Source organism: Dongia rigui (assembly GCF_034044635.1).
Lineage (GTDB): Bacteria > Pseudomonadota > Alphaproteobacteria > Dongiales > Dongiaceae > Dongia > Dongia rigui.
Genome location: NZ_JAXCLX010000004.1, coordinates 60,850 through 86,980, shown reverse-complemented (window position 1 = coordinate 86,980; position 26,131 = coordinate 60,850). Strand labels below are relative to the sequence as shown.

The window sequence follows — 26,131 nt, the reverse complement described above, 5'->3', positions numbered from 1 at the left end:
ATTTGCAGGGCCGCGGTCGACATTTCGGCTTGCACCTGCGAATGGTTCGCAATATTGATGGGCAGCGCCATCCGCCGAATTCACACCGCCCCACGCGGGATATCGCCCTGCAGGTGATTGATATTCTGTCGTTTTCCGGTTAGACAGCGCGCATCAACTGTTTAATGCTGCAATGCAATATAGGCTGCCTAGAATCGGGCCAGCCGATGATGTGGTGAAGAGAAGAGATCATGAGCAATCTGTTGCAGGCGGAAGTCACCGAGGTTCACCATTGGACCGATCGCCTGTTCACCTTCAAGACCACCCGCGATCCCGCCTTCCGCTTCGCCAGCGGCCAGTTCACGATGATCGGCCTCGAGGTCAACGGCAAGCCGCTGCTGCGCGCCTATTCGATCGCCAGCGCCGCTTACGAGGACATGCTCGAATTCCTCAGCATCAAGGTGCCGGACGGCCCCCTCACCTCGCGCCTTCAGCATTTGAAGACCGGCGACAAGATTCTGGTCGGCCGCAAGGCCACGGGCACGCTGCTGCCGACCAATCTGCTCCCGGGCAAGCATCTCTATCTCTTGGGCACCGGCACGGGCCTCGCCCCCTTCATGAGCCTGGTGAAGGACCCCGAAGTCTATGACCAGTACGAGAAGATCGTTCTGGTCCATGGCGTGCGCCACATCAATGAACTGGCCTATGCCGATTTCCTGGAAAAGGAATTGCCGCAGCACGAGCTGATGGGCGAGCTGGTGCGCGACAAGCTCATCTACTACCCGACCGTGACGCGCGAGCCCTTCAAGCATAACGGTCGCATCACGCATCTCATCGAGAGCGGCAAGCTGTGCAGCGATATCGGCCTGCCGCAGCTCAACTCGGCCGATGACCGCATCATGCTGTGCGGCTCGCCCGCCATGCTGACCGATCTCCGGCCGCTATTCGAGACCCGCGGCTTCACCGAGGGCAGCGTCGCCCAGCCCGGCCACTACGTCATCGAAAAGGCTTTCGCCGAGCAGTAAGCACGGCTCGGCCGGTTTCGAGGTAATGCCTTTTTAGTTGTTCATGCCACCGACTTTGCTATCCTGCATGGCAGGCAGCGATAACTTGGGGGTATGAGGACATGTCTGACATTCACGTCACCCCGGCTGACGTGCAGCAGCACGTCAATCAGGCAAAGCCCGGCGACAAATTCATCCTGGCCGCAGGGACCTATGCCGCCCGCCTGCAGATGAAGAACCTGCAAGGCACCCAAGCCAAGCCAATCACGCTCATGGCCGGTCCCGGCGCCGTATTTGATGGCGGCGTTTCCGCCGATGCCTATCGGGTCAAGGCCAATCAGATGGCTGACTCCGTCTATCAGGGCAAGGTGCCCGGTTACCCCAAGGGGACGTATCCGGGCCTCTACCCTTGGATGGCCGAGGGTCAGATCGTGCTGCAGGGATGCAAACACATCCGGCTCGTCAATCTGGTGATGCGCAGGAGCTGGCCGACGCTGATCGCCCTCATCGACAGCAACCAGATCCAAATCACCGGCGCCAATCTGACGGATGGGACCTTTGCCATCGGTGCCCTAGGTGAAACGACCTCCGACATCACCATCGAGAAATGCAAATGGGTGCAGGATTCGGTGGCGCAGCGAATGTGGCAGAAAATTGATTGGGCCAGTATTCACGGCGATCCGAACGAGGACGGGGTCGTCGACATTCAGAATGACTGGCGCCTATTCGATGGCGATTTCTTTCGCGCCGGCACGATCCTAGGTCGCGTCAGGATCTGGGACAGCGAGATATCCGCAGCGTTCAACGCCGTGCACCTCTTCAATGACTTACCCAAAAAACCATTGTGCCGCGACGTCGAGGTAGCCCACTGCACCTTCCGCGAGATCCGCGACAACATCTTCGAAGCCGAACGGGTGGCGTCTAACTGGTGGTTTCACCACAACGAAATCATCAACTGCCACAAATGGATCTCGATCGAGCAGAAGACGTCCGGCTACTTCTATTTCTTCGCCAACCGTGGCTGGTTCGATAGCATCCAGGGACCGCTCACGGATGATCATAGTGGCGGTGGTGTTTTCAAGACACCGAAGGAATTCAAGTCCGTCACCGGACCACACTATTTCTTCAATAACAGCTTCTATCTCCGTGGCGACTATCTGCGGAACAGGATTCTCAGCCGCTTCCTGCACCAGAACAATGCGCTCCGCTTCGTCGCCATGGATGATCCGGTAATCACCGATCCGGCGACACGCGATAAGGAAGAGATCTTTCCGGCGACACTCTTCGGCAATCTGGGATCACCGCCGGCCGATCTCGCCAACCGCTTCACGACGGATTGGAAAACCCTCGATATCAAGATGCAGAACGATGTCGTTGCGCATACAAGCTGGCCGGCCTTGGTGCAGGCCAACGGCTATCCGGTACAGCCCGCGGCGGGCGTCGATCCGCTTTTCGTAAATCCCTTCAAAGGCGATTTCAAGCTGCAGAACAACAGCCCCTGCCGCGGCCATGCCGGCGCACTTTCAATCGAACTGGTCGACGGCACGGTTTGGAAGCGCCCCGCCGGTGGCGATATCGGCGCGTGGCAGGGCGATGAACTGTTTGATGGCCCGGCTTTCGTGGCAACGCCAGCGAACGCTTGAGCCCTCCCCGCTATCGCGCGTCGCGTGGGATGATGGTGTCGCCGGCGCGGATCGCCCGCGCCGGAATGGCTGGTGCCGCGAGGATCTGCCGATAGAGCGGCGCAAAATCGCCGCTCATGACGGCGAAGAGTTCGTCATAGCTCTCCAGCACGAAATAGGTTTCCTGGAACGCATCGATGCGGAAATCGGTGCTCATGACGCGCGCGAGATCGAAGCGCAGGCGATGCGGCTTGGGTGAGGTCACGCTGAATTCCGTCTCGGTTGCCGATGACAGCATGCCGGCGCCATAGGCCTTGATGTTTCCGTTCTCGCGGATGAGGCCGAACTCGACCATGTACCAGAAGAGGCGCGCCAGGATCTTGGTGGCGCCCATCGCCATCGCTTCGTCGCCCTTGCGGCCATATTCCTGCAGATAGTCGGCAAAGATCGGCTGCGTCAGCAGCGGCACGTGACCGAAGAAGTCGTGAAAGACATCGGGCTCGACCAGGTAGTCGATCTCATGCTCTTCACGGATCCATACGGTCACCGGGAACCGCCGATGGGCGAGATGGCGGAAGAAGGCGTCGTCGGGAATGAGGCCCGGCACAGCCACGATCTCCCAGCCGGTGAGCTGCCGCAGGCGCTTGCTGGCGGTCTCAAAATTCGGGATGCGATCGGCGGGCATATCCAGATTCGTCATGCCGTCGAGAAACGCGCTGGCGGCAAAGCGCTTGGCGACCTCGCTCTGGCGGCGGAACAGCCGCCGCCACCGATCATGCTCGGCGGTCGTATAGGCGCCCATGTCTTGGGTCATGCTGAAATCGGCGGCGCAGGTCGAATAATCGCCGCGCAGCTTCTCCTGGGTCGCCAGCCAATCCTGGGCCGAGCCCGGCTGGGCTGAGGCTTGGGATTGAAGATCGAGCATGGTCCTTCTCCGCGTAAATCCGATGCTCGATTTTGCGCGGATCGGCGGGGTGATTTTCCCTAAAGATCGCCCAACACGTTTACTTCTTAGCGACATTCCCTATCATAAAAGTGATTGTTGGAGGATTTCACTATGAGTGAGTTGGATAGCATCGATCTCAAAATGCTGCGCATCCTGCAGCGCGAGGGCCGGATCGCCACCACCGACCTTGCCGACCAGGTGGGTCTCTCTGCGACCCCCTGCGCCAGGCGCCTGAAGCGGTTGGAGGATGACGGCTATATCCGCGGCTATCGTGCGGTGCTCGACCCGAAGAGAGTCGGCTGCGGCCTGCAGGCCTTCATCAACATTCGCCTGGGCGACCATGCCGAGAAGACGGTGGCCGCATTCCAGTCTGCTTTGCTGCGGCGACAGGATGTGGTGGCGGTCTATGCCATCACCGGCAGCAGCGATTTCCTGATCCATGTCATGGCCGCCGATCTCGACGCCTTGAGCGAGTTCACGACCCGCACCCTCCTGCGCATGCCCGGCATCCGCGACACGCAATCCAGCATCGTGCTCTCGGTGCTGAAGGCCGAGACGGCGGTGCCGCTGGCTTAACCTGATTTAGCAGCGCATTTCGCCCGCACGAGGCGATCCAGGGCGGCAAGGCCACGGTCGTTGATGCCAAGGCCCAGCAGATGCTCGTGCGTGGTATGGAGATATTCGGCATTGCTGCCGACCGGACCGCAGGCGCAGGCGATCATCTCGGCCGCGTAATCGAGCGAGTGCGGTTTGAGGTAGCGCTCATTGGCGCGGTTGGCGACGAAGGTGATGCCGCGCAGCGACCCCAACGGCGATTTCAAATTGATCCAGCGCGGTCGATACCCGCCCGTCACCATCTCGCGCCGCCACAGGCCCTTGAGGTCATCATCGGCCGTGGCGTCATCAAGCCGGAACGCCATGCCACGGCAGACCCCGCCGCGATCGAGCGCCAGCATCAGGCCGGGGCATTCCTCCGTCCCGCGAAAGCGGCGCATGACCAGGCAGAAGCGCCGGTGGTACCCGGTGAGCGTGGCCAGACGGCTCTCCACCGCCTGGAAAGCCGGCCGCCACAGCAGCGAGCCATAACCGAAGATCCACACCGGCCCATTCCGCGCAGCAAGGATCTCGTCGAGCGAGGCCTGTCGCTCGTCATCGGTCAACCACCCAGGAGCCGGGGTGTCGGGCCAGTATTGCGTGGGGTCCCAGGGGGCGTGATCTGCGGGCATGGCGTCAGTTTAACCAATCTCTTGGCTTGAACCAGGGGCGGGAAAGACTTAGGTTGCACCCAGATATAACAATCTCGTTATATGACGAACATGGCGCGAACGCGCGCGCCCGACCCGGGAATGACCTGATGAGCAACCGTTTCCTGCGCCTGCTGGCGGAAAAGCCCTTCCTGATGGCCGATGGCGCCACCGGCACCAACCTGTTCCAGGTCGGCCTGCAGGCGGGCGACGCCCCGGAATTGTGGAACTTCGAACATCCCGACCGGATCGAGGCGCTGCATGAGGGCTTTGTGAAGGCGGGGGCCGACATCATCCTCACCAACAGTTTCGGTGGCACGCGCTATCGCCTGAAGCTGCACAACGCCCAAGATCGGGTTCTGGAGATCAACCAGCGCGCCGCCGAGCTGGCCCGCAAGGTCGCCGACCGCAGCGGCCGCGATGTGGTCGTGGCGGGCTCCATGGGTCCGACCGGCGAATTGCTGCAGCCCTTGGGCGCGCTCACCGAGGACGACGCCGTGGCCGCCTTCAAGGAGCAGGCCCTGGCCCTCAAAGCCGGTGGCGCCGACGTGCTGTGGATCGAGACCATGTCGGCCAAGGAAGAGGTAGCGGCCGCCGTCAAAGGCGCCGCAGCTGCCGGCCTGCCGCTCGTCACCACCATGAGCTTTGATACCAACGGCCGCACCATGATGGGCCTCAGCCCCGCTGATTTCGTCGACTTCGTCCATACGCTGGACCCCAAACCCGCGGCCTATGGCGCCAATTGCGGCGTCGGTGCCTCGGACCTCACCGCCACTGTCCTGCAACTTGCCGCCGCCGCCCGGCCGGGCGATGTCATCATCGCCAAGGGAAATGCCGGCATCCCGTTCTTCGAGAACGGCAAGATCAAGTACAACGGCACCCCGGACCTGATGGCCGATTACAGCCGTCTGGCGCGGGATTCCGGGGCCCGGATCGTCGGCGGCTGCTGCGGCACCTCGGCCGAGCATCTGGCGCATATGCGCAGCGCCCTCAATTCCTATACGCCGGGCGAAAAGCCGACGGTGGACAGCATCGTGGCCCGCCTCGGCGCCGTGACGGCAGGGGCGACGGCCCAGCTTTCGGGCGAAGACCCGGTCCAGGCCACAAAGCGCGCCCGCCGCCGCGATCGCACATCAACTGGGGACGTCGCGTTCTAATCCGCTATAAGCAGCCCAATATTAGAACCGTCATGCCCGGGCTTGACCCGGGCATCCAGTTCCGCCAAGCAAGACGTGGATCCCCGGCCATTCTCGAATATCAAGAGTGGGCCCGGGGATGACGTTTTTCTGAGATTAGATAGATAGTTAGAAAAGATATGACCTCCCTTACCGCCCAGCTCAGCGACATTGCCGGTTCCGTGTTCAAGGACCAGGGGCTCGATCCGGCCTTTGGCCAGGTGATCGTGTCCGGCCGCCCGGATCTGGGCCAGTTCCAGTGCAATGGGGCGCTCGCCGCCGCCAAGGCCGCCAAGCAGAACCCGCGCGCGATCGCCGAGAAGGTGGCTGAGGCACTCAAGACCAATCCGATCCTGCGCGACGTCTCGCTGGCCGGGCCGGGCTTCATCAATCTCAGCGTCACGGATGACTATCTCGGCGAGGCGATGAACCGCGTCGCCGGCGACCCGCGCCTTGGCCAGCCGGTGAAGGCCAAGCCCGAGGTCGTCGTGCTGGATTACGGCGGACCGAATATCGCCAAGCCGATGCATGTCGGCCATCTGCGCGCCGCCATCATCGGCGATTCCATTCGCCGCATTTTCAAGTTCGTCGGCGATGAAACCATCGGCGATGTGCATATGGGCGATTGGGGTCTGCAGATGGGCATGCTGATCTCGGAGCTTGAGATCCGCCGCCCCGACCTCCCCTATTTCGACGCCAACTTCACCGGGCCTTATCCCAAGGACAGCCCGGTCACCTTGGCCGAGCTCGAGGAGATGTATCCGAAGGCCTCGGGCGATTGCAAAGCGGACCCCGCGCGCCTCGACCGCGCGCGCCAGGCAACGGCCGAATTGCAAGACGGCCGCCCCGGTTATCGCGCCGTGTGGCGGCACTTCTTCGACATCTCGGTCGATGCGATGAAGCGCGACTATGGCAATCTCGGCGTCTATTTCGATCTGTGGAAGGGCGAGGCCTGCGTCAACGACCTCATCCCGCCGATGGTCGAAGAGATGAAGAAGAAGGGCATCGCCATCGAGGACAAGGGCGCCCTCATCGTGCCGGTGAAGGAAGAGACCGACAAGCAGGACATCCCGCCGCTGATCCTCATCAAATCGGATGGTGCGGCGATGTACGGCACCACGGATCTTGCGACCATCGTCGACCGCGTCAACTGCCAGAACCCGGACCGCTCCATCTATGTCGTCGACCATCGCCAGGGCCTGCATTTCGTGCAGGTGTTCCGTGCCGCGATCAAGGCCGGCATCAATGGCAAGGGCAGCCTGTTCCATCTCGGCTACGGCACGATGAACGGCACCGACGGCAAGCCGTTCAAGACGCGCGCCGGCGGTGTCATGCGTCTTGATGACCTCATCCAGATGATGTCGGGCGAGGCGCTGAAGAAACTCAACGAGCATGGCCTTGGCGCCGATTACTCGGAAGCGGAACGCGACGACATCGCCAAGAAGGTCGGCGTCTCGGCGCTGAAATTCGCCGACTTGAGCAACAACCCGATCGCCAATTACGTCTTCGACATCGACCGCTTCTCGCGCTTCGAAGGGAAGACCGGACCCTATCTGCTCTACGCTGCCGTGCGCGTGAAGTCGCTGCTCAAAAAAGCCGAAGCGCAAGGCGATAAGCCAGGCGCCATTCTGCCGCCGGAGACAGGCGAGCGGGATCTGGTCCTCATGCTGGGGCACATGCCGGACGCCATCGCCTCGGCCTATGCCGAACTGGCGCCGAACCGCATCGCCGATTTTGCCTTCAACCTGGCGCAGACATTCAGCTCCTATTACAGCGCCTTTCATATGCTCTCCGAGCCGGACGTCGCCCGCCGCCGCTCGCGCCTCGCCTTGGCTGAACTGGTGCTGAAAGAGCTGGAGCTGTGCCTCGAGCTTCTTGGCATCAGCGTGCCGGACCGGATGTAATGGCCACTCTCGTCACGGCGCGGCTCCTGCTGCGGCCGTGGCGGGAGACGGACAAGGCGCCTTTCGCAGCACTCAACAGCGACCCGCGCGTCTACGCAACACTTGCCGGGCCGATGAGCCGCGCGGAGAGCGACGCTTTCGCCGACCGCATCATCGCCCATATGAACGAGCACGGTTGGGGCTTGTGGGCCGTCGAGGTTCCGGGTGCCGCCGACTTCATCGGCTTTGTCGGTTTATCACAGCCCCGCTTCGAGGCGCATTTCACCCCTTGTGTCGAAATTGGCTGGCGTCTTGCCTTTGATCAGTGGCGACATGGCTATGCGACCGAAGCAGCCGGCGCGGCGCTCGGCTTCGGCTTCGAGACACTAAGGCTTGCCGAGATCGTATCCTTCACGACTACCAGCAACACGCGCTCCCGCGCCGTCATGGAGCGGCTGGGCTTCGCGCATGATGTGCGCGATGATTTCGATCACCCGATGCTGGCGGTGGATCATCCGTTGCGGCGGCACGTGCTCTATCGAAAGCGGCGCAATTAATTAGATGTTACGCCCGTCACTGGGCGCCCCCCACCCAACCCTCCCCCCTGAAGGTGGGAGGGCTTTGGAACGAGGTAATCGCGACGACTTCTCCTCCCACCTCCAGGGGGGAGGTCGGGAGGGGGGCGAAAGCGATGATCTTCTGCCGGCTTCTCTCGAACGCTTCTTCGTATCTCTCTCGATCCCCATTCGGCGCCGCTCGGACAGGTGAGCCGGCCGTGCGTGTCGGCCGTGACGCGGATTGCTTCCTGCAATCCGGGAGGGGATCCGGTCACCGCATCGGATCCGGCGGGGGCCCTCGTTTCCACCGTGGCCCTGATGGACGCCCTTGTCACCCCATGGCGCTCGGGGGATCGCTCATCCGTCCGATCCGGGAGGCCGGTTTAAAGCCACCGGCCGGGGCCGCTCCCACAAAAGAAAGGGGAGCCGATATGGTCGGCCTGCGCCTCGAAAGAGGCTTGCGCCGATGGGCAACCGAGCGGTCCCGGATGGGCACCGGGAGAATGTGTGTGCACATCTCAACTAGTATCAAATTCCTAGATGTTTGTCAAGAACATTTGAGGAACTTGCTGGGTTGGACCTCACCTGGACGCTCCATGGATCCCCGCTTTCGCGGGGATGACAGTAGTGGCGGGGATAACAAAGAAGGTGGGCGGGAGGGGGCACGTCCCTCATTGTCATCCCCGCGAAAGCGGGGATCCATCGGGCGCTTCTCCGCTGTCGGCGAGGAAATGGGATGAATTTGACACTATGTCTAAATTAGACTATCGATCGTCACATGAGCCGCAACCTTCGAACCTCTCCCGGCGCCCTTGCCCTGCACTTCCCGACGGCTGCCGCCATCGCGGCACTCCTCGCGCCGCAGGCGGAGGTGGTGGTGCATGATCTGCGCAGCGACCGCGTGGCCGGTATCTGGAATGCCTTTTCCAAGCGCAAGGTCGGCGATCCATCGCATCTGGGTGACGATCCGGAACTGATCGGCGAGAAGGATGTCTATGGTCCTTATGAGAAGGCAGCGCCGGACGGCGGCCGGTTGAAGTCGGTGAGCGCTATTCTGAAAGACGAGGCCGGCCGTCGCATCGGCCTGCTCTGCATCAATTTCGACCTCGCCGTCTTCGACAAGGCGATAGCGCTCCTGGGCGCCTTCACACAGGCGGAGCAGCCGCGGCCTGAGCCGATCTTTGCACAGGATTGGCGCGAGCAGATCAATCTGGGCATTCGCGCCTTCCTTGAGGAGCGGCAATTGACCTTGAAGGCGCTGGACCGTGCCGATCGCGTGGCGCTGATGGGCGCGCTGGACGCCCGCAATCTATTTGCCACGCGCAACGCCGCGCAGCACATCGCCGACGCGCTCAGCGTGTCGCGCGCCACCATCTACAACCTGCTCGGCGATGCCCGCAGCTCTTGAGGAAATGACGCCATGACCATGCTGCCCGACTTTCGCCTTGAGACCTATCTTGGCAAATGGGAGTTCGCCTGCCGCTATCACATGACGGCGTCGGACATGCAGACGCTGAGCCTCAAGGAACTGCTGGCGATGGCGACCCCGGAAGATCGCGCCGCCTGGGACGAGTTGCCGCTGCATTATATCGAACCGACCGGCACCGCGCCGTTGCGCGCCGCCGTGGCTGCGACCTATCAAGGTGTCACGCCAGAAGACATCCTGGCCTTTGCCGGTGCCGAGGAAGGCATCTTCTGCGCCATGCATGCGCTGCTGGAGAAGAGCGATCATGCCATCGTCGTGACGCCCAATTACCAGTCGAGCGAGGAACTGCCCAAGGCATTATGTGCCACAACCGGCGTGGCGCTTGATCCCGACAACAATTGGTCACTCGACCTCGACAAGGTCAAGGCAGCCATTCGCTCAAATACGAAGCTCATCGCCGTCAACTTCCCCCATAACCCAACCGGCAAGGTGATCGACCGCCAGACCTTTGACGGGCTGGTGGCGTTGTGCCGGCAGCACGGCATCTGGCTGTTCTCGGACGAGGTCTATCGCGGGCTGGAACGATCGGCCACGATCCGCCTGCCCTCTGCCATCGAAGCCTATGAAAGGGGCCTGACGCTGGGCGTGATGTCGAAGGCCTATGGCTTGCCGGGCCTGCGCGTGGGCTGGATCGCCTCGAAGGACCACGACCTGCTCTACAAGATGGAACGCGTGAAGCATTACCTTTCCATCTGCAATGCCGGCCCCAGCGAGCATCTGGCGGTCATCGCATTGAAGGCATCGGACAAGATAATTGGCCGCAACCGCGATCTGATTGCCAGCAATTTGGTTGCGGTCGACGCGTTCTTCGCCGAGTTTCCGGACCTCTTCGATTGGCGCCATCCGGATGGCGGCTGCATCGCCTATCCCCGATATCTGGGCCAAGACGGCGTCGAGACCTTCTGTCGTCGTCTGGTCGAAGAAGCCGGCATCGTGCTCCTGCCGGCAAGCCTCTATGCTTCAGAACTCACCTCGACACCCAGCGACCGCTTCCGCATCGGCTTCGGCCGCACTTATGTGCCGGAAGGTCTTGCGGCGATGCGCGCGTTCCTGCGCAGCAATCAATAGCTGAGGTCGTATTCCGCCGGCACACTGTCGCGCATCACCAGCTCGGCATTGGGGATGTCGTTGCTGAGGGCCTTGGTTTTGGCCGCGTCGGGGGCGTAGCCGTGATCCAGCCAGCGCTGGATGAGCCGCCGCTCCAGTTCCGCCTTCGGCACGGGCAGGAACACGGTAAGATCAAAGAGCGGCTTTAATCTCGACCACGGGTCCTGCTTCAACAGCAGATAGTTTCCTTCCACCAGCAGGATGCGTTGCGCCGGCGTCACGACACGCGCGCCTGCCCGCGAATGCTCTTGCGTGCGGTCGAAAACCGGCAAGGCCACTTCCGGCTCGTTGCTGCGCAGCCTTGTCAGCAGGTGATAGAACCCCGCGGCATCGAAGGTGTGCGGTGCCCCTTTGCGCGCGTGGTCGCCCCGCGCTTTGAGGATGACGTCGTCGAAATGGTAGCCGTCCATGGGGACGATGGCGGCGGGCGACCCTTCGATCTCGCGATTGAGGCGCCGGCACAGCTTCTCGGCCAATGTGCTTTTCCCCGCACCCGGTGGACCGGCGATGCCGACCATCACACGCCCGCCCGTTGACGCCCGAGCGGCGATCAGGGCGGCAAGCTTATCTTCGTCGATATTCACGGCGTTGGCTTAGAGGGGCTTGGCGATATTGCCGGCCGGCTGCGGCAGGCAGATGGAGTGAATGCCGCCGCCGCCATAGGCGAGTTCGATGGCCGGCAGTTGCACAATCTCGCGCTTATTGAAAACGCGCGTCGCCACATCATAGGCGCGCTTGTCTGCCTGGCCGTCTTCGAAGGCCGGCAGGATCACAGCGCCGTTCGGGAGATAGAAGTTGGTGTATGACAGCGCCAGGCGGCGCCCCTCGGCATCAAAGCAGGGGCGCGGCTGCTCGACTTCGATGATCTCCAGTTCGCGGCCCGCCGCGTCGCGCATCTGCCGCAGGCGCTGCAGATTGTCGGCACAGACCTTGAAATTGGGATCGGCCGGATCGAGGCAGGACGTCGCCATGACCACGCCCGGGCGCACGAAGCGCGCCAGGTTCTCGACATGGCCGCCGCGCTGGTCGTCCTGCAACCCCTCGCCCAGCCAAATGATGTGGCGCACACCCAGCATCTGGATGAGCTGCTCTTCGACCTGTTCTCTGCTGAGACCCGGGTTGCGATTGGGATTGAGCAGCACACTCTCGCTGGTCAGCAGCGTGCCTTCGCCGTCGCTGGTGATGGCGCCACCTTCCAGCACGAGGGACCCCAGATAGCGGCGCATCTGAAGATGTTCGAGCAGGTTGTCGGCCACGGCGGCGTCACGCTCGTAATCATCATGGCGATGACCCCAGGCGTTCCATTCCCAGGCCGTGCCGGCGACGTCACCACCGCCATTGACGACAAAATTCGGACCCATGTCGCGGATCCAGCAATCGTCATGCGCCAATGAAACCTGGCTGACGCCGGAACCCGTTGCAAGCGATACCTCGGCCACGTTTTTCGGCTTGGTGATCATCGACACCGGCTCGAACTCGGCGATGGTGTTGGCGAGTTCCGCCACGCAATCGCGCGCGGCATCCAGATGCTCGGCCCAGCTTTCGGCGCGGGTCGGCCACGCCATCCAGCAACGGGCATGGAGAGCCCACTCGGCCGGAACGGTGAAGCCGTCATCGAAGGGTAAGGACATCCGCTCCCCTGGATATTGGTCCGATCACCGGCGCCCGCCGGCATTCGACTGGCCAGCTTTTTCCCGCCGGCTTGGAACCGGCGGGGCATCCACAGCGCGGGATTTGCGGGATACTGACTTACTTTTTCGTCAAAGGCAAATCGAGGCGAATGCTCAATTCTTTCAGCCGCGCGGGCGGTACTTCGGTCGGCGCCTGCATGAGCAAATCCTCGGCCCGCTGGTTGAGCGGGAAGGCAATGACTTCTCGGATATTCTTCTCTTCCGCGAGCAGCATGACGATGCGGTCGATGCCCGGCGCCGAGCCACCGTGCGGCGGGGCGCCGAACTTGAACGCGTTGAGCATGCCGCCGAACTTTTCCTCGACCACCGAGTTCGCGTAGCCGGCGATCTCGAACGCCTTGTACATGATGTCCGGACGGTGGTTGCGGATGGCACCCGAGGACAGCTCGATGCCGTTGCAGACGATGTCGTACTGGTAGGCGTTGATGGTGAGCGGATCCTTGGTGAGGAGCGCTTCGAGGCCACCCTGCGGCATCGAGAACGGGTTGTGGCTGAACTCGATCTGGCCGGTGTCTTCGTTGAGCTCGTACATCGGGAAGTCGACGATCCAGCAGAACTCGAACTTCTTCGGATCGATGAGGCCGAGCTCGTCGCCAAGACGCGTGCGGACCGAGCCGGCGAACTTCGCGGCAGCGAGCTTCTTGTCGCAGGAGAAGAAGACGGCATCGCCGTCCTTCAAGCCTGCCTGTTCCTTGAGCTGCGCCAGGCGCGCTTCGTCGAGATTCTTGGCGATCGGGCCCTTGGCGCCGGCCGCCTCGAAGATGACGTAGCCGAGACCCGCGGCACCGCCGGCCTTCGCCCAGTCGTTGAGCTTGTCGAAGAAGGAACGCGGCTTCGCGGCGGCGCCAGGCGCCGGGATGGCGCGCACAACGGAGCCCGCCTCGACGGCCTTGGCGAAAATGCCGAAGCCCGAACCGCGGAAGACCTCGGTCACATCGCTGATGCGGATCGGGTTGCGGAGATCCGGCTTGTCCGAGCCATAACGCAGCATGGATTCTTCATAAGGGATCTGCGGGAAGGGCATTGCCGAAACCACGCGGTCCTCGGCGAATTCCTCGAACACGCCGTGGAGCACCGGCTCGATCGCCTGGAAGACGTCTTCCTGGGTCACGAAGGACATTTCGAAATCGAGCTGATAGAACTCGCCGGGGCTGCGATCGGCGCGGCTGTCTTCGTCGCGGAAGCAGGGCGCGATCTGGAAATAGCGGTCAAAGCCCGCCACCATGAGCAGCTGCTTGAACTGCTGCGGCGCTTGGGGCAACGCGTAGAACTTGCCCGGATGCATGCGCGACGGCACCAGGAAGTCGCGCGCCCCTTCCGGCGAGGACGAGGTGAGGATCGGCGTCTGGAACTCGGTGAAACCTTGCGCGATCATGCGGCGACGCAGGCTCGCGATCACATTGGCGCGCAGCACGATGTTGCGGTGGACCTTGTCGCGGCGCAGATCCAGGAACCGGTTGGTGAGGCGGATCTCCTCGCTGTAATCCTCATCGCTGTTGACCTGCAGCGGCAGGACATCGGCGGTGCCCTGGACCGCGTAATCCTGGATGACGACTTCGATCTCGCCCGTCGGCATGCGCGGGTTCTTCGTTTCACCGGTGCGGGCCACGACCTTGCCGGTCACGGTGACGACGCTCTCAAGACGGGTCTGCTCGACGAGGCTGAAGATCGGATTCGAAATATCGAGCACGCATTGCGTCAGGCCGTAATGGTCGCGCAAATCGATGAACACCAGGTTCCCATGGTCGCGCTTGCGGTGGATCCAGCCGGACAGGCGGACGGTCTCGCCCGTGTCTTTGGCGCGCAATTGGCCGCAGGTATGGGAACGATAGGCGTGCATCTTGGGAAGTCCTTGAAAACAGACAGATTTTGGTTAAGGGCGGTCTGCGAATTAGGGCGGCAAAAGACGCGGAAAGCGGCAGAATGTCAAGGGTTTCCCCAGCCATCCTGACGGCATTCCCGCATTGCAAACGAGGCACTTCCCTTGACTCGGCGCCTGTCGCTATAGCTTAACCTGATGAACATGGTCAGCGCGAAGCAACAACCCACCGTCATTGCCGACACAGCCACTTTGGCCGCCTTCTGCCAGCGGCTGTCGGCGGAACCCTTTATCACCATCGATACCGAGTTTCTGCGGGACAAGACCTATTGGCCGGTCCTGTGCCTGGTGCAGCTCGCTGGCCCGAACGAGGCCGCCGCGATCGATGCACTGGCTGAAGGGCTTGATTTAAAACCGCTTTTTGACCTGCTTGCCAATGAATCGGTGATCAAGGTGTTCCACGCCGCCCGGCAGGATGTGGAAATCTTCGTGCGCATGACGGGCAAGGTGCCGACCCCACTGGTCGACACCCAGGTCGTCGCCATGGTGTGCGGCTTTGGCGATGCGGCGAGCTATGAGACGCTGGCCACGAAACTGGCCGGCGCAAGGATCGACAAATCGTCCCGCTTCACCGACTGGTCGCACCGGCCGCTGACCGAAAAGCAGCTCTCTTACGCCCTTTCGGACGTGACCTATCTCAGGACCGTCTACGAGAAGCTCAATGCCAAGGTCGAGAAATCGGGCCGGGCGCATTGGGTCGAAGATGAAATGGCCATTCTCACCGATCCCAATACCTATCGCGCCAATCCGGAAAACGCCTGGATGCGCCTCAAGACCCGCAGCGACAAGCCGCGCTTCCTGGCGGTCTTGAAGGAAATCGCCGCCTGGCGCGAGCGCGAGGCGCAGGCCCGCGACCTGCCCCGGAACCGCCTGGTAAAGGACGAGACACTGCTGGAGATCGCCGCCCATCCGCCCAAGGACGTCGATGCCCTCTCCCGCTGCCGTGGGCTTTCGCGCAGCTTTGCGGAAGGGAAGCTCGGCGATGGCGTGCTGGCGGCGGTGAAGCGCGGCCTTGAGATACCAGAGAGCGAGGCGCCGCGCCTCGACCCGCGCCCCGACATCCCGCCGGGATTGGGGCCGATCATCGAACTCCTGCGCGTGCTCCTCAAATTCCATTGCGACGAAAACGAAGTCGCCCAGAAGCTCATCGCCAATTCAGGCGATCTCGAATCCCTGGCCGCCAACGACCAGGCCGATATCCCGGCCTTGAAGGGCTGGCGGCGAGAGGTCTTCGGGGAAGAGGCTCTGAAGCTGAAGCATGGCAAGCTGGCCCTCACCACGGCTGGCAAGAAGGTCAAGGTCATCACGCTGGATTAGCGTGCGCGGCACATCTCCGCCGCGACGGACCGCTGGATCAGATCGACGGAAAGACAATCCCATGGACACCGCCCCGCTCCACGTCACCCGCAACGGCGCCATTCTGGAAGTGACGCTCGACCGGCCCAAGGCGAATGCGATCGATGCGCCGACCAGCCGGCAGATGGGCGAGGTGTTCGCGAGTTTCCGTGACGATCCGACCTTGCGTGTCGCCATTCTCACCGCCGCCGGGCGCTTCTTCTGCGCGGGCTGGGACCTCAAGGCCGCGGCTGCCGGCGAGGCACCCGATTCGGATTATGGTGTCGGCGGCTTCGGCGGCCTGCAGATGCTGCCCAACCTTAACAAGCCGGTGATCGCCGCCGTCAATGGCATGGCGGTGGGTGGCGGGTTCGAGCTAGCCCTCTCGGCCGACCTCATCATCGCGGCCGATACGGCCCGCTTTGCCTTGCCGGAAATTCGTTCCGGCACGGTAGCCGATGCCGCCACCATCAAACTGCCAAAGCGCATGCCCTATCACATCGCGATGGATTTGCTCTTTACTGGCCGCTGGATGGAAGTGGACGAGGCGCAACGTTGGGGCCTGCTCAATGACGTGGTGCCTGCGGCCGAGTTGATGACACGCGCCCGGGCGCTGGCTGAAATCTTGGCCGGCGGGCCGCCTTTGGTCTACGCCGCCATCAAGGAAGTGGCGCGGGCAGCGGAAACCGCCAGCTTCGAAGACGTCATGAACCGCATCGCTACGCGCGACTTCCCGAGTGTCGCGAAACTCTATGGCAGCGAAGATCAGCTGGAAGGTGCCCGCGCCTTTGCCGAAAAGCGCGCGCCCGTCTGGAAAGGCTATTGAGCCGACGCGCTACAGCACGCTTTCCAGATCGGCGATGCTGGCAATGACGACATCGGCGCCGTGATCGATCAGGTTTTCGCGCAAGGATACGCCTGTCAGCACGCCGATCGCTTTCCCCGCCTTGCCGGCCCGGGCCATCGCCATGTCATGGGGGCTGTCGCCCACCACCGCGATCATGGACGGGCGCAGATTCATGTCGCGGGCGAAAGCCTCGACCATGCCGCCGCCGGGCTTCACGCCGTGACCCGTATCGAAACCGCAGATGAAGTCGAGGGCGCCGTGGACACCGAAACGGGCCATGGAGGCGCGGGCCGATTCCTCGCTGTCCATGGTGGCGACACCCAGCGACAGGCCCTTGGCACGGAGGCGCGTGAAGAGGACGTCGAGGTCGGTGACCGGTGTGGCCGCCGTCGCCTGGCGCTTCAGGAACAGCGCATGCACCTCGGCATAGACCAGGTCATTGTCGGTGCGACCGGCCAGCGAGGTCCACAGATCGGAAATCTCGCGGTTGCTGCCCGATGCGATCGGTGAGCCGGGGATGTATTTCCCGGTATCGAGATCCTTGCCACTTTCCTTAAGGATATGCCGCGCCTTCACCGGATCGCCCTTGGCGACCAGCAAGGCGGCTTCCTCCGTCACCGGCCCCCAGGTCTTGTAGAAGTCGAACAGGGTCCCATCCTTGTCGAACAGGACGGCGTGGATGGCATCCGAGATTTCGGGCACGATTTCAGACCACCGCTTTGTTGGGGCCGGAGGTATTCACTTTGGCATATTCCGTCTGGCGCAGCATGCCGCGATAGATTTCATGCTCGCCGATGACACCCAGCAGGGAACCATCGTCACCCAGGAGAACCAGTGGCCGCTTCGTCTGCTGGCGCACCGTGACGGCAGCCCGCATCGGCGTGCGGTCGACACCCGTCACCATCACATTGCTGTCGGCCATGGCGGCAAGGTCGAGTTCGCTTGAATAGCTGATGAATTCACCCGGGCGGCCGTTGACCATGAGATTGATCGGGCGGCCCACGTCATCCAGCTGGCAACGGCACCGGCCGGCGCGATCGAGCTGGATGAAGCTGGAACCAACCTCGCGCACGAGATCGCCTGCTGGCCGCATCAAGGTGCCGCCCTTCAACACCGTCAGCGGGTTCATCGAGGCGACGAACTGACGGACGTAATCATTGACGGGGTTGAGGATGATCTCCTCCGGCACCGCGAACTGGACGACCTTGCCAGCCTCCATGATGGCGATGCGCGTGCCGATCTTGAGCGCTTCATCGAGATCATGGCTGACGAAGATGATCGTTTTCTTGAGCTTGCGCTGCAGTTCGATGAGCTCGTCCTGCAGGTGTTCGCGAATGAGCGGGTCGAGGGCCGAGAACGGCTCGTCCATCAAGAGGATGTCGGCCTCGGTCGCAAACGACCGTGCCAAGCCAACGCGCTGTTGCATGCCGCCGGAAAGCTCATGCGGAAACTTCTCGGCAAATTTGTCGAGGCGCACCAGGGCGATCTTTTCGTCGACCACCCGGTCACGCTCGGCCTTCGCCATGCCGCGAATGTCGAGGCCGAAGCCGACATTGTCACGGACCGTCAACCACGGCATCAGCGCGAATTGCTGGAACACCATGGAGACCCGCTTGCGGCGAATCTGCCGGAGCGCCTCCTCGGAGCAGGAAGCCACATCGACCTCGCCGCTCTCGGTATGCACCATCACCTTGCCGCGCGTGACCTGATTGAGGCCGTTGACGCAGCGCAGGAGCGAGGATTTGCCGGAGCCGGAGAGGCCCATCAGCACGAGGATCTCGCCTTCGTTGACGAAGAGCGAGGCGTCATGGACGGCAACCAGCGAACCGGTCTTGTCCAGGATGCTGTCACGCCCCTGCCCTTCATCCAGCAGCGTCAGCGCTTCCTTGCTGCGCTCACCAAAAATGACATCGACGTTTTCGAAGCGGACTGCATTGATTTGGCTCATCGCTGCTCTCCGCTTACGACGACTTGCGCCGCGGCGACTGGCGCCGCTGCTTCATGATGCGATCCAAGAGGATCGCGACGATGACGATGCCAAGGCCGGACTCAACACTGAGCGGCACGTTGCGCTGATTGAGCGCCAGAACCACCGGCTTGCCAAGGCTGGAGGCACCGACCAGGGCGGCGATGACCACCATCGAGAGGGACAGCATGATGGTCTGGTTGACGCCGGCCATGATGGTCGGCATGGCGGCTGGCAGCTTGACCTTGGTCAGCAATTGCCAGCGTGTACAGCCGAAGCTTTCGCCGGCTTCCACCAGCGGCTTGGAAACCTGGCTGATGCCGAGATAGGTAAGACGGATCGGCGATGGCACCACGAAGATGACGGTCGCGACCAGCGCCGGCACGACGCCGAGGCCGAAGAAGCTCAAGACCGGGACCAGATAAACGAAGGTCGGCAAGGTCTGCATCAGATCGAGGATCGGGCTGAGGAACTGGTAAAAGGCCGGACGGCGGGCCGCGATGATGCCGATGGGCACACCGATCAGCAGCGACACCAGGGTCGAATAGATGACCAGCACGAAGGTCTGAACGGTCAACTCCCAGAGGTTGAAATTGAGCGTCAGAAGCAGGCCGAGAACGGCGAAGACCACCAATTTCCAGCTGCGCTGCAGGTAATAGGCCAAGGCTGCGATCAGCACGATGAGCAGAAGTGCCGGAATGGCAATGAAGATGTCAGCCGTGCCTTCGACAATCTTCTCGAAGACCTTGGTGAATGAATCGAAGACGCTGTCGTAATTGGTCGTCAGGTATTCGACGACGCTCTTCGCATATTCGCCGATCGGGATGCGGTGGTCGCGCGCGGAAATCCAGTCAGCGATTTCGTTCAGCCATTCCATGCTCTTCCCCCAGCATTGTGCGGCGATGAATATCGAGCTTTATGACGAAAAGCGGCCTTGGCAAGGCGTACCTTGGCCAAGGCCGCTTAAGTCACAGCGATGGGATTAGAGGCCGAGGGCCTTCTTCACGGCAGCAGCACCATCCTGACCATCGAAGGTGGTGACGCCGGCGAGCCACGTATCGAGCACGGCCGGATTGGCCTTCAGCCACTCATTGGCGGCGGTCTCGCCGTCCTTGCCCGCCAGGATCGTTTCCATGATGGCCGATTCCATGTTGAGCTCGAACTTAAGGTTCGCAAGCAGCTTGCCCATGTTTGCGCAATCGGTGGTGTAGCCCGGGCGGGTCAGCGCGTTGATCTTCGCTTCACCGAAGCCGTCAGCCTCGAAGCCTGAGAGATAGACGAGCGGCATCTTGCCCATGACCGGATGCGGCGCCCAGCCGAGGAACACGATCCACTCGTTGTTCTTGATGGCCTTTTCGGCCTGGACGAGCATGCCCTGTTCCGAGGATTCAACCAGTTCCCAGCCATCGAGCTTGTTGGCCGGGTCATCGATCTTGGCCTGGACGATCTTGTTGCCATCGTTGCCCGGCTCGATGCCGTAGAACTTGCCTTCGAACTTGTCCGTGTTGGCGGCAAGGTCGGCGAGGCTCTTCACACCGGCATCGGCCACGTATTGCGGCACCACCGGGCCATAACCGGCACCAACCAGGTTCGGCTGCAGCGAGTCGATCGACTTCTCGTCCAAATAGGGCTGCACGTTGGCGGCGTTCGAGGGCATCCAGTTGTCAAGGAACAGGTCGAGATCCTTGTTCTTCAGACCCTCGAGGATGATCGGCAGGCCGAGCACATCCTCCTTCACTTCGTAACCCAGCGGCTTCACGACATTTTTCAGCAAGCCGTTCTGCGCGGTGTTGTCGGTCCAACCCACATCCGCCATGCGGATGGTCTTGCAGGAATCCGGCTCAGCCGCCATGGCCGCCGTCGCTGCGACGCCCATGACCAGCGACATCGCCGACGCAGCGAGCAATTTACGCATCAACATAGAGGTATCTCCCATTTTTCCGTTGCCATCCCGTACGCCTGCCCCGCTTCTTGCCGTTTCATTGTGGGCGACTTCAAAGTTAGGGGCAATTTGGCAAAAAAGTTTCGCCAGGACGCCATAATATCGTCGCTACACGGCAATTCCCAAGGTTTTTTTTGATTGATCGTCCAATATAAAACCATCAGGATGCCTCGCTTCGGTGGCGTCGCTGGCCCGAAAGGGACGTCGAGGCGTCCCGAATAGGCTGGCGCCGGGTACTGGCGAGTGTGGGCCGCGCCGAAACCATCGGCAATAGGCGCCAGGATCAAAGTTCCGCGAGGTAAGCGATGCCCAAGGTCGGCATGGAGGAAATCAGGCGCCGGCAGCTGATCGATGCAACCATCGCCTCGATCCACGAAATCGGCTTTTCCGAATGCAGCGTATCGCGGATCTCCGCCCGGGCCGGCGTCTCGACCGGCATCGTGCATCATTATTTCGAGGACAAGGCCGATCTCCTCGAAGCCACCTTGCGCCAATTGGGCGACAGCCTGCGCGATTCCGTCGTGCGGCGGCTGCAAGGCGCCACTTCACCGATCGAGCGATTGCTCGCGGTCATCGACGGCAATCTGGGCACCGACCAATTCACGCCACAGGGCGTTTCCGCCTGGCTCGCCTTCTGGTCCCAGGTGCCGAAGAACGAGCGCTTCGCGCGCGTACAGCACATCATCATTTCGCGCCTTCACGACAATCTCGTCCATGCCCTCAAACTGATGGGCCGGCGCGATGCCGACCATATCGCCCGCGTCACGGCGGCCTTGATCGACGGGTTATGGCTGCGCGCAGCACTTTCCGAAGACGGGCCCAATTCGCGCGAAGCGCGGCTGCAGGTGCTCGACTATCTCAACGCAAAACTCGATTTGAAACTGGGATGAAACACATGAAGTTCGACGCAACCTTCGACTATGTCATCGTCGGCGCCGGCTCGGCCGGCTGCGTGCTGACCAATCGCCTGAGCGAGGACAGCAGCGTCAAGGTCTGCGTGCTGGAAGCCGGGCCCAAGGATCATTGGTGGAACTGGCAGATCCATATGCCGGCGGCGCTGATGTATAATTTGTGCCACGACAAGTACAATTGGTACTACCACACGGAACCCCAGCCCTATATGGACAACCGCGTCATGTATTGGCCGCGCGGTCGCGTTCTGGGCGGTTCGTCATCGCTCAACGCCATGGTCTATATCCGCGGCCATGCGCTCGATTACGATCGCTGGGCCTTCAAGGAGAACTGCCCCGGCTGGTCGTACCAGGAGATCCTGCCATATTTCAAACGCGCCGAGACGCGCGAAAAAGGCGGCGATGCCTATCACGGCGATAGCGGGCCGCTCAATGTGCACACCGGCGATCAGCAGAACCCGCTGTTCGACGCCTGGATCGAAGCGGCGCAGCAGGCCGGCTACGCCTTTACCGAGGACATGAACGGCTATCGCCAGGAAGGCGTCGGCCGCATGGACATGACGATCAAGAACGGTCGTCGCTGGTCCGCGGCCCAGGCCTTCCTGCGACCGGCGGAAAAACGCACGAATGTCACCGTCGAAACACGCGCCTTCACCACCCGCATCATCCTGGAAGGGAAGCGCGCCGTCGGTGTCGAGTTCGAGCAGAACGGGGAGATCAAGCGTTACCGGGCGGAGCGCGAGGTCATTTGTTCCGGTGGCGCCATCAACTCACCGCAATTGTTGATGCTGTCCGGCATCGGTCCAGCGGATCATCTGCGCGAGGTTGGGGTCGAGGTGAAGCATGACCTGCCCGGCGTCGGTCAGAACCTGCAGGAACATCTGGAGATGTATATCCAGCAGCAATGCACCAAGCCGATCACGCTCTACACCTACACGAAGCCGGTCCCGATGGTGCTGGCCGGCATGCGCTGGTTCCTGGATCACAAAGGCGTTTGCGCCTCGGCGCAGCTGGAGGCCGGCGGCTTCATCCGCTCGTCGGCCGGCATCGAGCACCCGAACCTGCAGTTCCATTTCCTGCCGTCGACGGTCAACGACCACGGCCGCGTCAACGGCACCAGCCATGCGTATCAGGTGCATATCGGCAATATGCGCCAGGAAGCGCGCGGTTGGATCAAGTTGAAGTCGAACAACCCCAAGGATCACCCGCGCATCCAGCCATTCTACCTGCAGACGGAAAACGATCGCCGCGAGTTCCGCGACGCCGTGAAACTGACGCGTGAGATCTTCGCGCAGAAGGCTTTCGATCCCTATCGCGGGCCGGAGATCAACCCGGGCGAAAGCGTCAAGACGGATGCCGAGATCGACGCCTTCATCCGCCGCCGCGGCGACAGCGCCTATCACCCGTCCTGCTCATGCAAGATGGGCACGGACGAGATGGCGGTGGTCGATCCGCAAGCGCGCGTACACGGCATCGAGAACCTGCGAGTCGCGGATGCCTCGATCATGCCCTCGATCGTCAGCGGCAACCTCAACGCGCCGACCATCATGATGGCGGAGAAGTGCAGCGACATGATCCGCGGCAAAACACCCCTGCCCCCGGCCAACGCGCCGGTCTGGCAGTCGCCGAACTGGCAGACGTCGCAACGCTGAAAAAGTCCCGGGCGGCCTAACGGTCGCCCGGGTCTTCGTCGTTGTAATAGAACTCCGGCAACGGATCAGTGCGCGGGTCGAGCGCGTTGGCGATGGCGGAGGTCGTCTGCATCGGCACGAAATTCGTCTGCTCGGCAGACGGCAGTGCCTGGCGGCGGAGCATACGATAGGCGGTGAAGGCGGCAATGGCGGAGCCGACGACAGCCAAATAGACGAACAACGCCGACGGCCCGAAACGCCCCATGAAGAACGATGCCACCAGCGGGCCGACCGTACCGCCGATGGCCCAGACCAGCAGCAGCCCGCCGGAAGCGCCCACCATGTCGGAGCGATCGACATAGTCATAGGCCTGCGCCACCGCGATCGGATAGATCGTGGCGAGCGCACCACCTAGGAACACGACGGCGATCAACAAGGTGGTCAGCGATGCGCCGCCGAAGCTGAAGATGCTCAAGACGACACTTGAGAGCACGCACATCACCAGCACGCCCAGCAGAACGGTGCGGCGGTCATAGCGATCGGACAAGCGCCCGATCGGCCATTGCAGCACGAGCCCGCCGAAGATCGGCACGCCCATGAAAAGCGATATCTGCAAGACACTGAGATGCAGACTGCCGGCATAGATGGCGCCCAAAGCATAGAAGGCGCCGGACAGCATGCCGGCACCCCAGGTCGCCACGACACCCAGCGGCGATGCCTTGTAAAGAACGCGCAGGCCCAGCCGCTTGACGCCGCCGAGTTCCGGCCCGGCGACGCGCGTCAACACCACGGGGACCAGCGACAGCGCCATCAGCAAGGCACCGAGGCAGAAGAGGCCCAGCCCTTCGATCTCGATGGCATTGATCAGCAGCTGGCCGATCAGCGAGGCGAGATAGGTCGTCACCAGATAGATCGAGAGAATCTGGCCGCGCCCTTCATTGCTGGCCTTCACATTGAGCCAGCTCTCGATCGTCGCATAGAGGGCCGCGATGCAGAAACCGGTCAGGATGCGCAGCACCGCCCAGAGGGCCACGTTGAAGACCAGGGCATGCACGAGGGACGTGGCGGTGGCCAGCGCCGCAAAAGCCGCGAAGGCGCGGATATGCCCGACGCGCCGGATGATGCCCTGGCCAGAGACGCTGCCCATCATGAAGCCCAGGTAATAGGCCGACATGACGAGGCCGGAGATATCGGCCGAGACCTGTTCGATGCCTAAGCGCACGGGCAGAAGAATGCCGATCAGGCCGTTGCCCAAAACCAGCAGACCGCAGCCGAATAGAAGCGAGAAGACGGGCCTAAGAACGAGCAGCACTGGCGGCAACCTGAGTAAGTGTTTTGGGAGCGCGAACGACGCACAGTAACCCTATAAGCGTCAGAACGCCCGCCGCAACCTCCAGCAGCGACAATTTTTCGCCCAGAACCAACGCCGAAGCTGCGATCCCGAAAATCGGCACCATCAGGGAGAACGGTGCCACGACGCTGGCCGAATAGAGTCGCAGCAAATAGACCCAAAGCGTGAACGCGACGATGGTCGAGGCCCAGGCAATGTAGAGCACGGATAGGACCCCGCTCCAAGACAGGGCGGTGAGAGAGGCAGCGATGCGCTCGGTCCCCTCGAAGGTCCAGGACAACAATGCCATCGGCAGCGGCGGGATGACCGCGACCCAAATGATCAGGTTCAGCATGTTCGGCGCCTTGGCCTGCTTCATCAGGATATTGGCGTAGCCCCAGGCACAGGCGGCGGCAACCACCAGGACCAGGCCGACAAGGCTTGTCTCCTGCGCGCGCTCGATCCCGATCAGAATGAGGCCGCCGGCAGCAAGCGCAATGCCGATGGCCTGGACCGTGCGCAGCCGCTCGCCCAGGAACAGCATCGCAAAGACAACGGTGAATAGCGCCTGCGCCTGCAGCACCAGGGAGGAAAGCCCGGCCGGCATGCCGAGATCCATACCGAGGAACAGCAGCCCGAATTTGACGACGCCGAGAACAAAGCCGATCGACAAAATCCAGCGCCAGCTGACACAGGGCCTGCCGACGAAAAACAGCATCGGCATGGCAACGGCTGCAAAACGCAGCGCCGACAACAGAAAGGGTGGGAAGTCCTTCAGCCCGATCTTGATGGCAACGAAATTGATGCCCCACAGGGCCGCCACCAGGAGCGCCAATGCAATATGTACCGGTTTCATCACCTGTCCCCAGCGGGGTGCAAATCTGTGCTACTTTGCCCCGGTTCCGGATTCGATGACAAGGCTGGGCCGCCCCGACCTTTGAACAAGGAGAGAGAATGTGAGCGCCAACACATTCGCACTGCATGCGCAATTGTCTGCAGACACTTTCACGCTCGGTGACTGGCCGCTGTGCCGCGTCCTGCGCATGAATGACCGGGCCTATCCCTGGCTCATCCTGGTGCCGTGCGTGCCGGATGTCCGCGAGATCATCGACCTTGCCGAAGCGCAGCAACAGCAATTGATGGGCGAGATCAGCCGGGCAAGCCGCGCCCTGAAGGCGTTGCTGTCCCCGGACAAGCTGAATGTCGCGGCCCTCGGCAACGCGGTGCCGCAGCTCCATGTCCACATCATCGCGCGGTATAAAACGGATGCGGCCTGGCCGCGCCCGATCTGGGGCGTGCAACCGACCGTGGCCCTTGGCGGCGATGCCGAGGCCGAGTTGGCCAAACTGCGCCCCGCCTTCGGCCCCTTTCAGTAAGGTGCGCGACCGGTGAAGGCGTGCCCGGTCACCAGACCGGCGATATGCATGATGAGAATGGCAGAGATCACCACCGCCATGAACTGAACAGCGACCCAGGGCACGCCGTGGATGCGCCTCTCATAGGGGCGACGCGTCTGCAGATTGGCAAGGACGCCCAGAGCGAGGGCGACGGCCAGAACGATACTGCTCGTCAGAATGCCGGGACCACCGGGCATGT

General features: G+C 62.1%; 25 protein-coding genes. 13 read left to right on the top strand and 12 right to left on the bottom strand.

The features are described from left to right. The first annotated feature begins 230 nt into the window (after positions 1 to 230). Positions 231 to 1,004 (top strand): ferredoxin--NADP reductase, encoded by a 774-nt coding sequence (locus SMD31_RS19260; RefSeq protein WP_320502565.1) that lies wholly within the window; start codon positions 231 to 233, stop codon positions 1,002 to 1,004. A 101-nt stretch (positions 1,005 to 1,105) separates the two neighbouring features. Further along, positions 1,106 to 2,626 (top strand): hypothetical protein, encoded by a 1,521-nt coding sequence (locus SMD31_RS19255; protein WP_320502564.1) that lies wholly within the window; start codon positions 1,106 to 1,108, stop codon positions 2,624 to 2,626. Positions 2,627 to 2,636: 10 nt separating this feature from the next. Here the strand turns inward: SMD31_RS19255 and phhA are convergent, their stop codons facing one another. Next, positions 2,637 to 3,530 (bottom strand): phenylalanine 4-monooxygenase, encoded by an 894-nt coding sequence (phhA, locus tag SMD31_RS19250; RefSeq protein WP_320502563.1) that lies wholly within the window; start codon positions 3,528 to 3,530, stop codon positions 2,637 to 2,639. Positions 3,531 to 3,662: 132 nt separating this feature from the next. Here phhA and SMD31_RS19245 point away from each other — a divergent pair, with 132 nt between their 5' ends. Continuing rightward, the gene (locus SMD31_RS19245; protein WP_320502562.1) at positions 3,663 to 4,127 is read left to right on the top strand and encodes an Lrp/AsnC family transcriptional regulator; all 465 of its coding nucleotides are present in this window, start codon (positions 3,663 to 3,665) and stop codon (positions 4,125 to 4,127) included. On the opposite strand, the gene SMD31_RS19240 is transcribed toward SMD31_RS19245, so the two are convergent. Then, on the bottom strand, positions 4,124 to 4,777 hold the full coding sequence (locus SMD31_RS19240) for a gamma-glutamylcyclotransferase (RefSeq protein ID WP_320502561.1): 654 nt from the start codon (positions 4,775 to 4,777) through the stop codon (positions 4,124 to 4,126). The genes SMD31_RS19245 and SMD31_RS19240 overlap by 4 nt on opposite strands. 128 nt (positions 4,778 to 4,905) lie before the next feature. Between SMD31_RS19240 and bmt the strand changes: the two genes are divergently transcribed. The 5 genes from bmt to SMD31_RS19215 all read left to right on the top strand — a co-directional run bounded on the left by bmt (position 4,906) and on the right by SMD31_RS19215 (position 10,964). Next, a complete protein-coding gene (gene bmt / locus SMD31_RS19235) occupies positions 4,906 to 5,952 on the top strand; it encodes a betaine--homocysteine S-methyltransferase (RefSeq protein WP_320502560.1) in 1,047 nt (348 codons plus the stop codon). A 158-nt stretch (positions 5,953 to 6,110) separates the two neighbouring features. Beyond that, entirely contained in the window at positions 6,111 to 7,874 is a 1,764-nt protein-coding gene (gene argS / locus SMD31_RS19230; protein ID WP_320502559.1) for an arginine--tRNA ligase, read from the top strand. Then, positions 7,874 to 8,410: a GNAT family N-acetyltransferase gene (locus SMD31_RS19225; RefSeq protein ID WP_320502558.1), complete on the top strand. Its 537-nt coding sequence runs from the start codon at positions 7,874 to 7,876 to the stop codon at positions 8,408 to 8,410. The genes argS and SMD31_RS19225 overlap by 1 nt, the downstream gene beginning before the upstream one ends. A gap of 778 nt (positions 8,411 to 9,188) precedes the next feature. Continuing rightward, positions 9,189 to 9,818 carry a helix-turn-helix transcriptional regulator gene (locus tag SMD31_RS19220; RefSeq protein ID WP_320502557.1) on the top strand — a complete coding sequence of 210 codons (630 nt, stop codon included), beginning with the start codon at positions 9,189 to 9,191 and terminating at the stop codon, positions 9,816 to 9,818. Positions 9,819 to 9,830: 12 nt separating this feature from the next. Then, positions 9,831 to 10,964: an aminotransferase class I/II-fold pyridoxal phosphate-dependent enzyme gene (locus SMD31_RS19215; RefSeq protein ID WP_320502556.1), complete on the top strand. Its 1,134-nt coding sequence runs from the start codon at positions 9,831 to 9,833 to the stop codon at positions 10,962 to 10,964. Here the strand turns inward: SMD31_RS19215 and SMD31_RS19210 are convergent. From SMD31_RS19210 to aspS, 3 genes are all read right to left on the bottom strand, one after another. Then, the gene (locus SMD31_RS19210) at positions 10,958 to 11,587 is read right to left on the bottom strand and encodes a nucleoside triphosphate hydrolase (protein WP_320502555.1); all 630 of its coding nucleotides are present in this window, start codon (positions 11,585 to 11,587) and stop codon (positions 10,958 to 10,960) included. The two genes, SMD31_RS19215 and SMD31_RS19210, sit on opposite strands and share 7 nt — an antisense overlap. A 9-nt stretch (positions 11,588 to 11,596) precedes the next feature. Beyond that, positions 11,597 to 12,634 (bottom strand): agmatine deiminase family protein, encoded by a 1,038-nt coding sequence (locus tag SMD31_RS19205; protein ID WP_320502554.1) that lies wholly within the window; start codon positions 12,632 to 12,634, stop codon positions 11,597 to 11,599. Positions 12,635 to 12,752: 118 nt separating this feature from the next. Then, positions 12,753 to 14,534 (bottom strand): aspartate--tRNA ligase, encoded by a 1,782-nt coding sequence (gene aspS / locus SMD31_RS19200; RefSeq protein ID WP_320502553.1) that lies wholly within the window; start codon positions 14,532 to 14,534, stop codon positions 12,753 to 12,755. A gap of 177 nt (positions 14,535 to 14,711) precedes the next feature. Here aspS and rnd point away from each other — a divergent pair, with 177 nt between their 5' ends. Next, the gene (rnd, locus tag SMD31_RS19195) at positions 14,712 to 15,890 is read left to right on the top strand and encodes a ribonuclease D (protein ID WP_320502552.1); all 1,179 of its coding nucleotides are present in this window, start codon (positions 14,712 to 14,714) and stop codon (positions 15,888 to 15,890) included. Between the two features lie 61 nt (positions 15,891 to 15,951). Continuing rightward, positions 15,952 to 16,734 carry a carnitinyl-CoA dehydratase gene (locus SMD31_RS19190; protein ID WP_320502551.1) on the top strand — a complete coding sequence of 261 codons (783 nt, stop codon included), beginning with the start codon at positions 15,952 to 15,954 and terminating at the stop codon, positions 16,732 to 16,734. A gap of 9 nt (positions 16,735 to 16,743) precedes the next feature. Here the strand turns inward: SMD31_RS19190 and SMD31_RS19185 are convergent, their stop codons facing one another. The 4 genes from SMD31_RS19185 to choX form a co-directional block, all read right to left on the bottom strand. Continuing rightward, a complete protein-coding gene (locus tag SMD31_RS19185; protein WP_320502550.1) occupies positions 16,744 to 17,457 on the bottom strand; it encodes an HAD family hydrolase in 714 nt (237 codons plus the stop codon). Positions 17,458 to 17,461: 4 nt separating this feature from the next. Continuing rightward, a complete protein-coding gene (gene choV, locus SMD31_RS19180) occupies positions 17,462 to 18,703 on the bottom strand; it encodes a choline ABC transporter ATP-binding protein (RefSeq protein WP_320502549.1) in 1,242 nt (413 codons plus the stop codon). 13 nt (positions 18,704 to 18,716) lie between these two features. Then, complete coding sequence (gene choW / locus SMD31_RS19175; protein ID WP_320502548.1) at positions 18,717 to 19,598, bottom strand: choline ABC transporter permease subunit; 882 nt, start codon at positions 19,596 to 19,598, stop codon at positions 18,717 to 18,719. A 105-nt stretch (positions 19,599 to 19,703) separates the two neighbouring features. Further along, positions 19,704 to 20,642 carry a choline ABC transporter substrate-binding protein gene (gene choX, locus SMD31_RS19170; protein WP_320502547.1) on the bottom strand — a complete coding sequence of 313 codons (939 nt, stop codon included), beginning with the start codon at positions 20,640 to 20,642 and terminating at the stop codon, positions 19,704 to 19,706. Between the two features lie 326 nt (positions 20,643 to 20,968). Between choX and betI the strand changes: the two genes are divergently transcribed. Together betI and betA are read left to right on the top strand one after the other, a co-directional pair. Beyond that, positions 20,969 to 21,553 (top strand): transcriptional regulator BetI, encoded by a 585-nt coding sequence (betI, locus tag SMD31_RS19165; protein ID WP_320502546.1) that lies wholly within the window; start codon positions 20,969 to 20,971, stop codon positions 21,551 to 21,553. Between the two features lie 5 nt (positions 21,554 to 21,558). Next, a complete protein-coding gene (gene betA / locus SMD31_RS19160; protein WP_320502545.1) occupies positions 21,559 to 23,226 on the top strand; it encodes a choline dehydrogenase in 1,668 nt (555 codons plus the stop codon). A 16-nt stretch (positions 23,227 to 23,242) separates the two neighbouring features. On the opposite strand, the gene SMD31_RS19155 is transcribed toward betA, so the two are convergent. Next, positions 23,243 to 24,517, bottom strand: coding sequence for an MFS transporter (locus SMD31_RS19155; protein ID WP_320502544.1), 1,275 nt, complete (start codon positions 24,515 to 24,517; stop codon positions 23,243 to 23,245). Next, positions 24,501 to 25,391, bottom strand: a complete 891-nt coding sequence (locus SMD31_RS19150; protein ID WP_320502543.1) for an EamA family transporter — start codon at positions 25,389 to 25,391, stop codon at positions 24,501 to 24,503. Before SMD31_RS19150 ends, SMD31_RS19155 begins: the two co-directional genes overlap by 17 nt. A gap of 100 nt (positions 25,392 to 25,491) precedes the next feature. On the opposite strand from SMD31_RS19150, the gene SMD31_RS19145 reads away from it, so the two are divergent. Beyond that, positions 25,492 to 25,911: an HIT family protein gene (locus SMD31_RS19145; protein ID WP_320502542.1), complete on the top strand. Its 420-nt coding sequence runs from the start codon at positions 25,492 to 25,494 to the stop codon at positions 25,909 to 25,911. On the opposite strand, the gene SMD31_RS19140 is transcribed toward SMD31_RS19145, so the two are convergent. Next, positions 25,905 to 26,129: a hypothetical protein gene (locus SMD31_RS19140; protein ID WP_320502541.1), complete on the bottom strand. Its 225-nt coding sequence runs from the start codon at positions 26,127 to 26,129 to the stop codon at positions 25,905 to 25,907. The two genes, SMD31_RS19145 and SMD31_RS19140, sit on opposite strands and share 7 nt — an antisense overlap. Between the last annotated feature and the right edge of the window lie 2 nt (positions 26,130 to 26,131).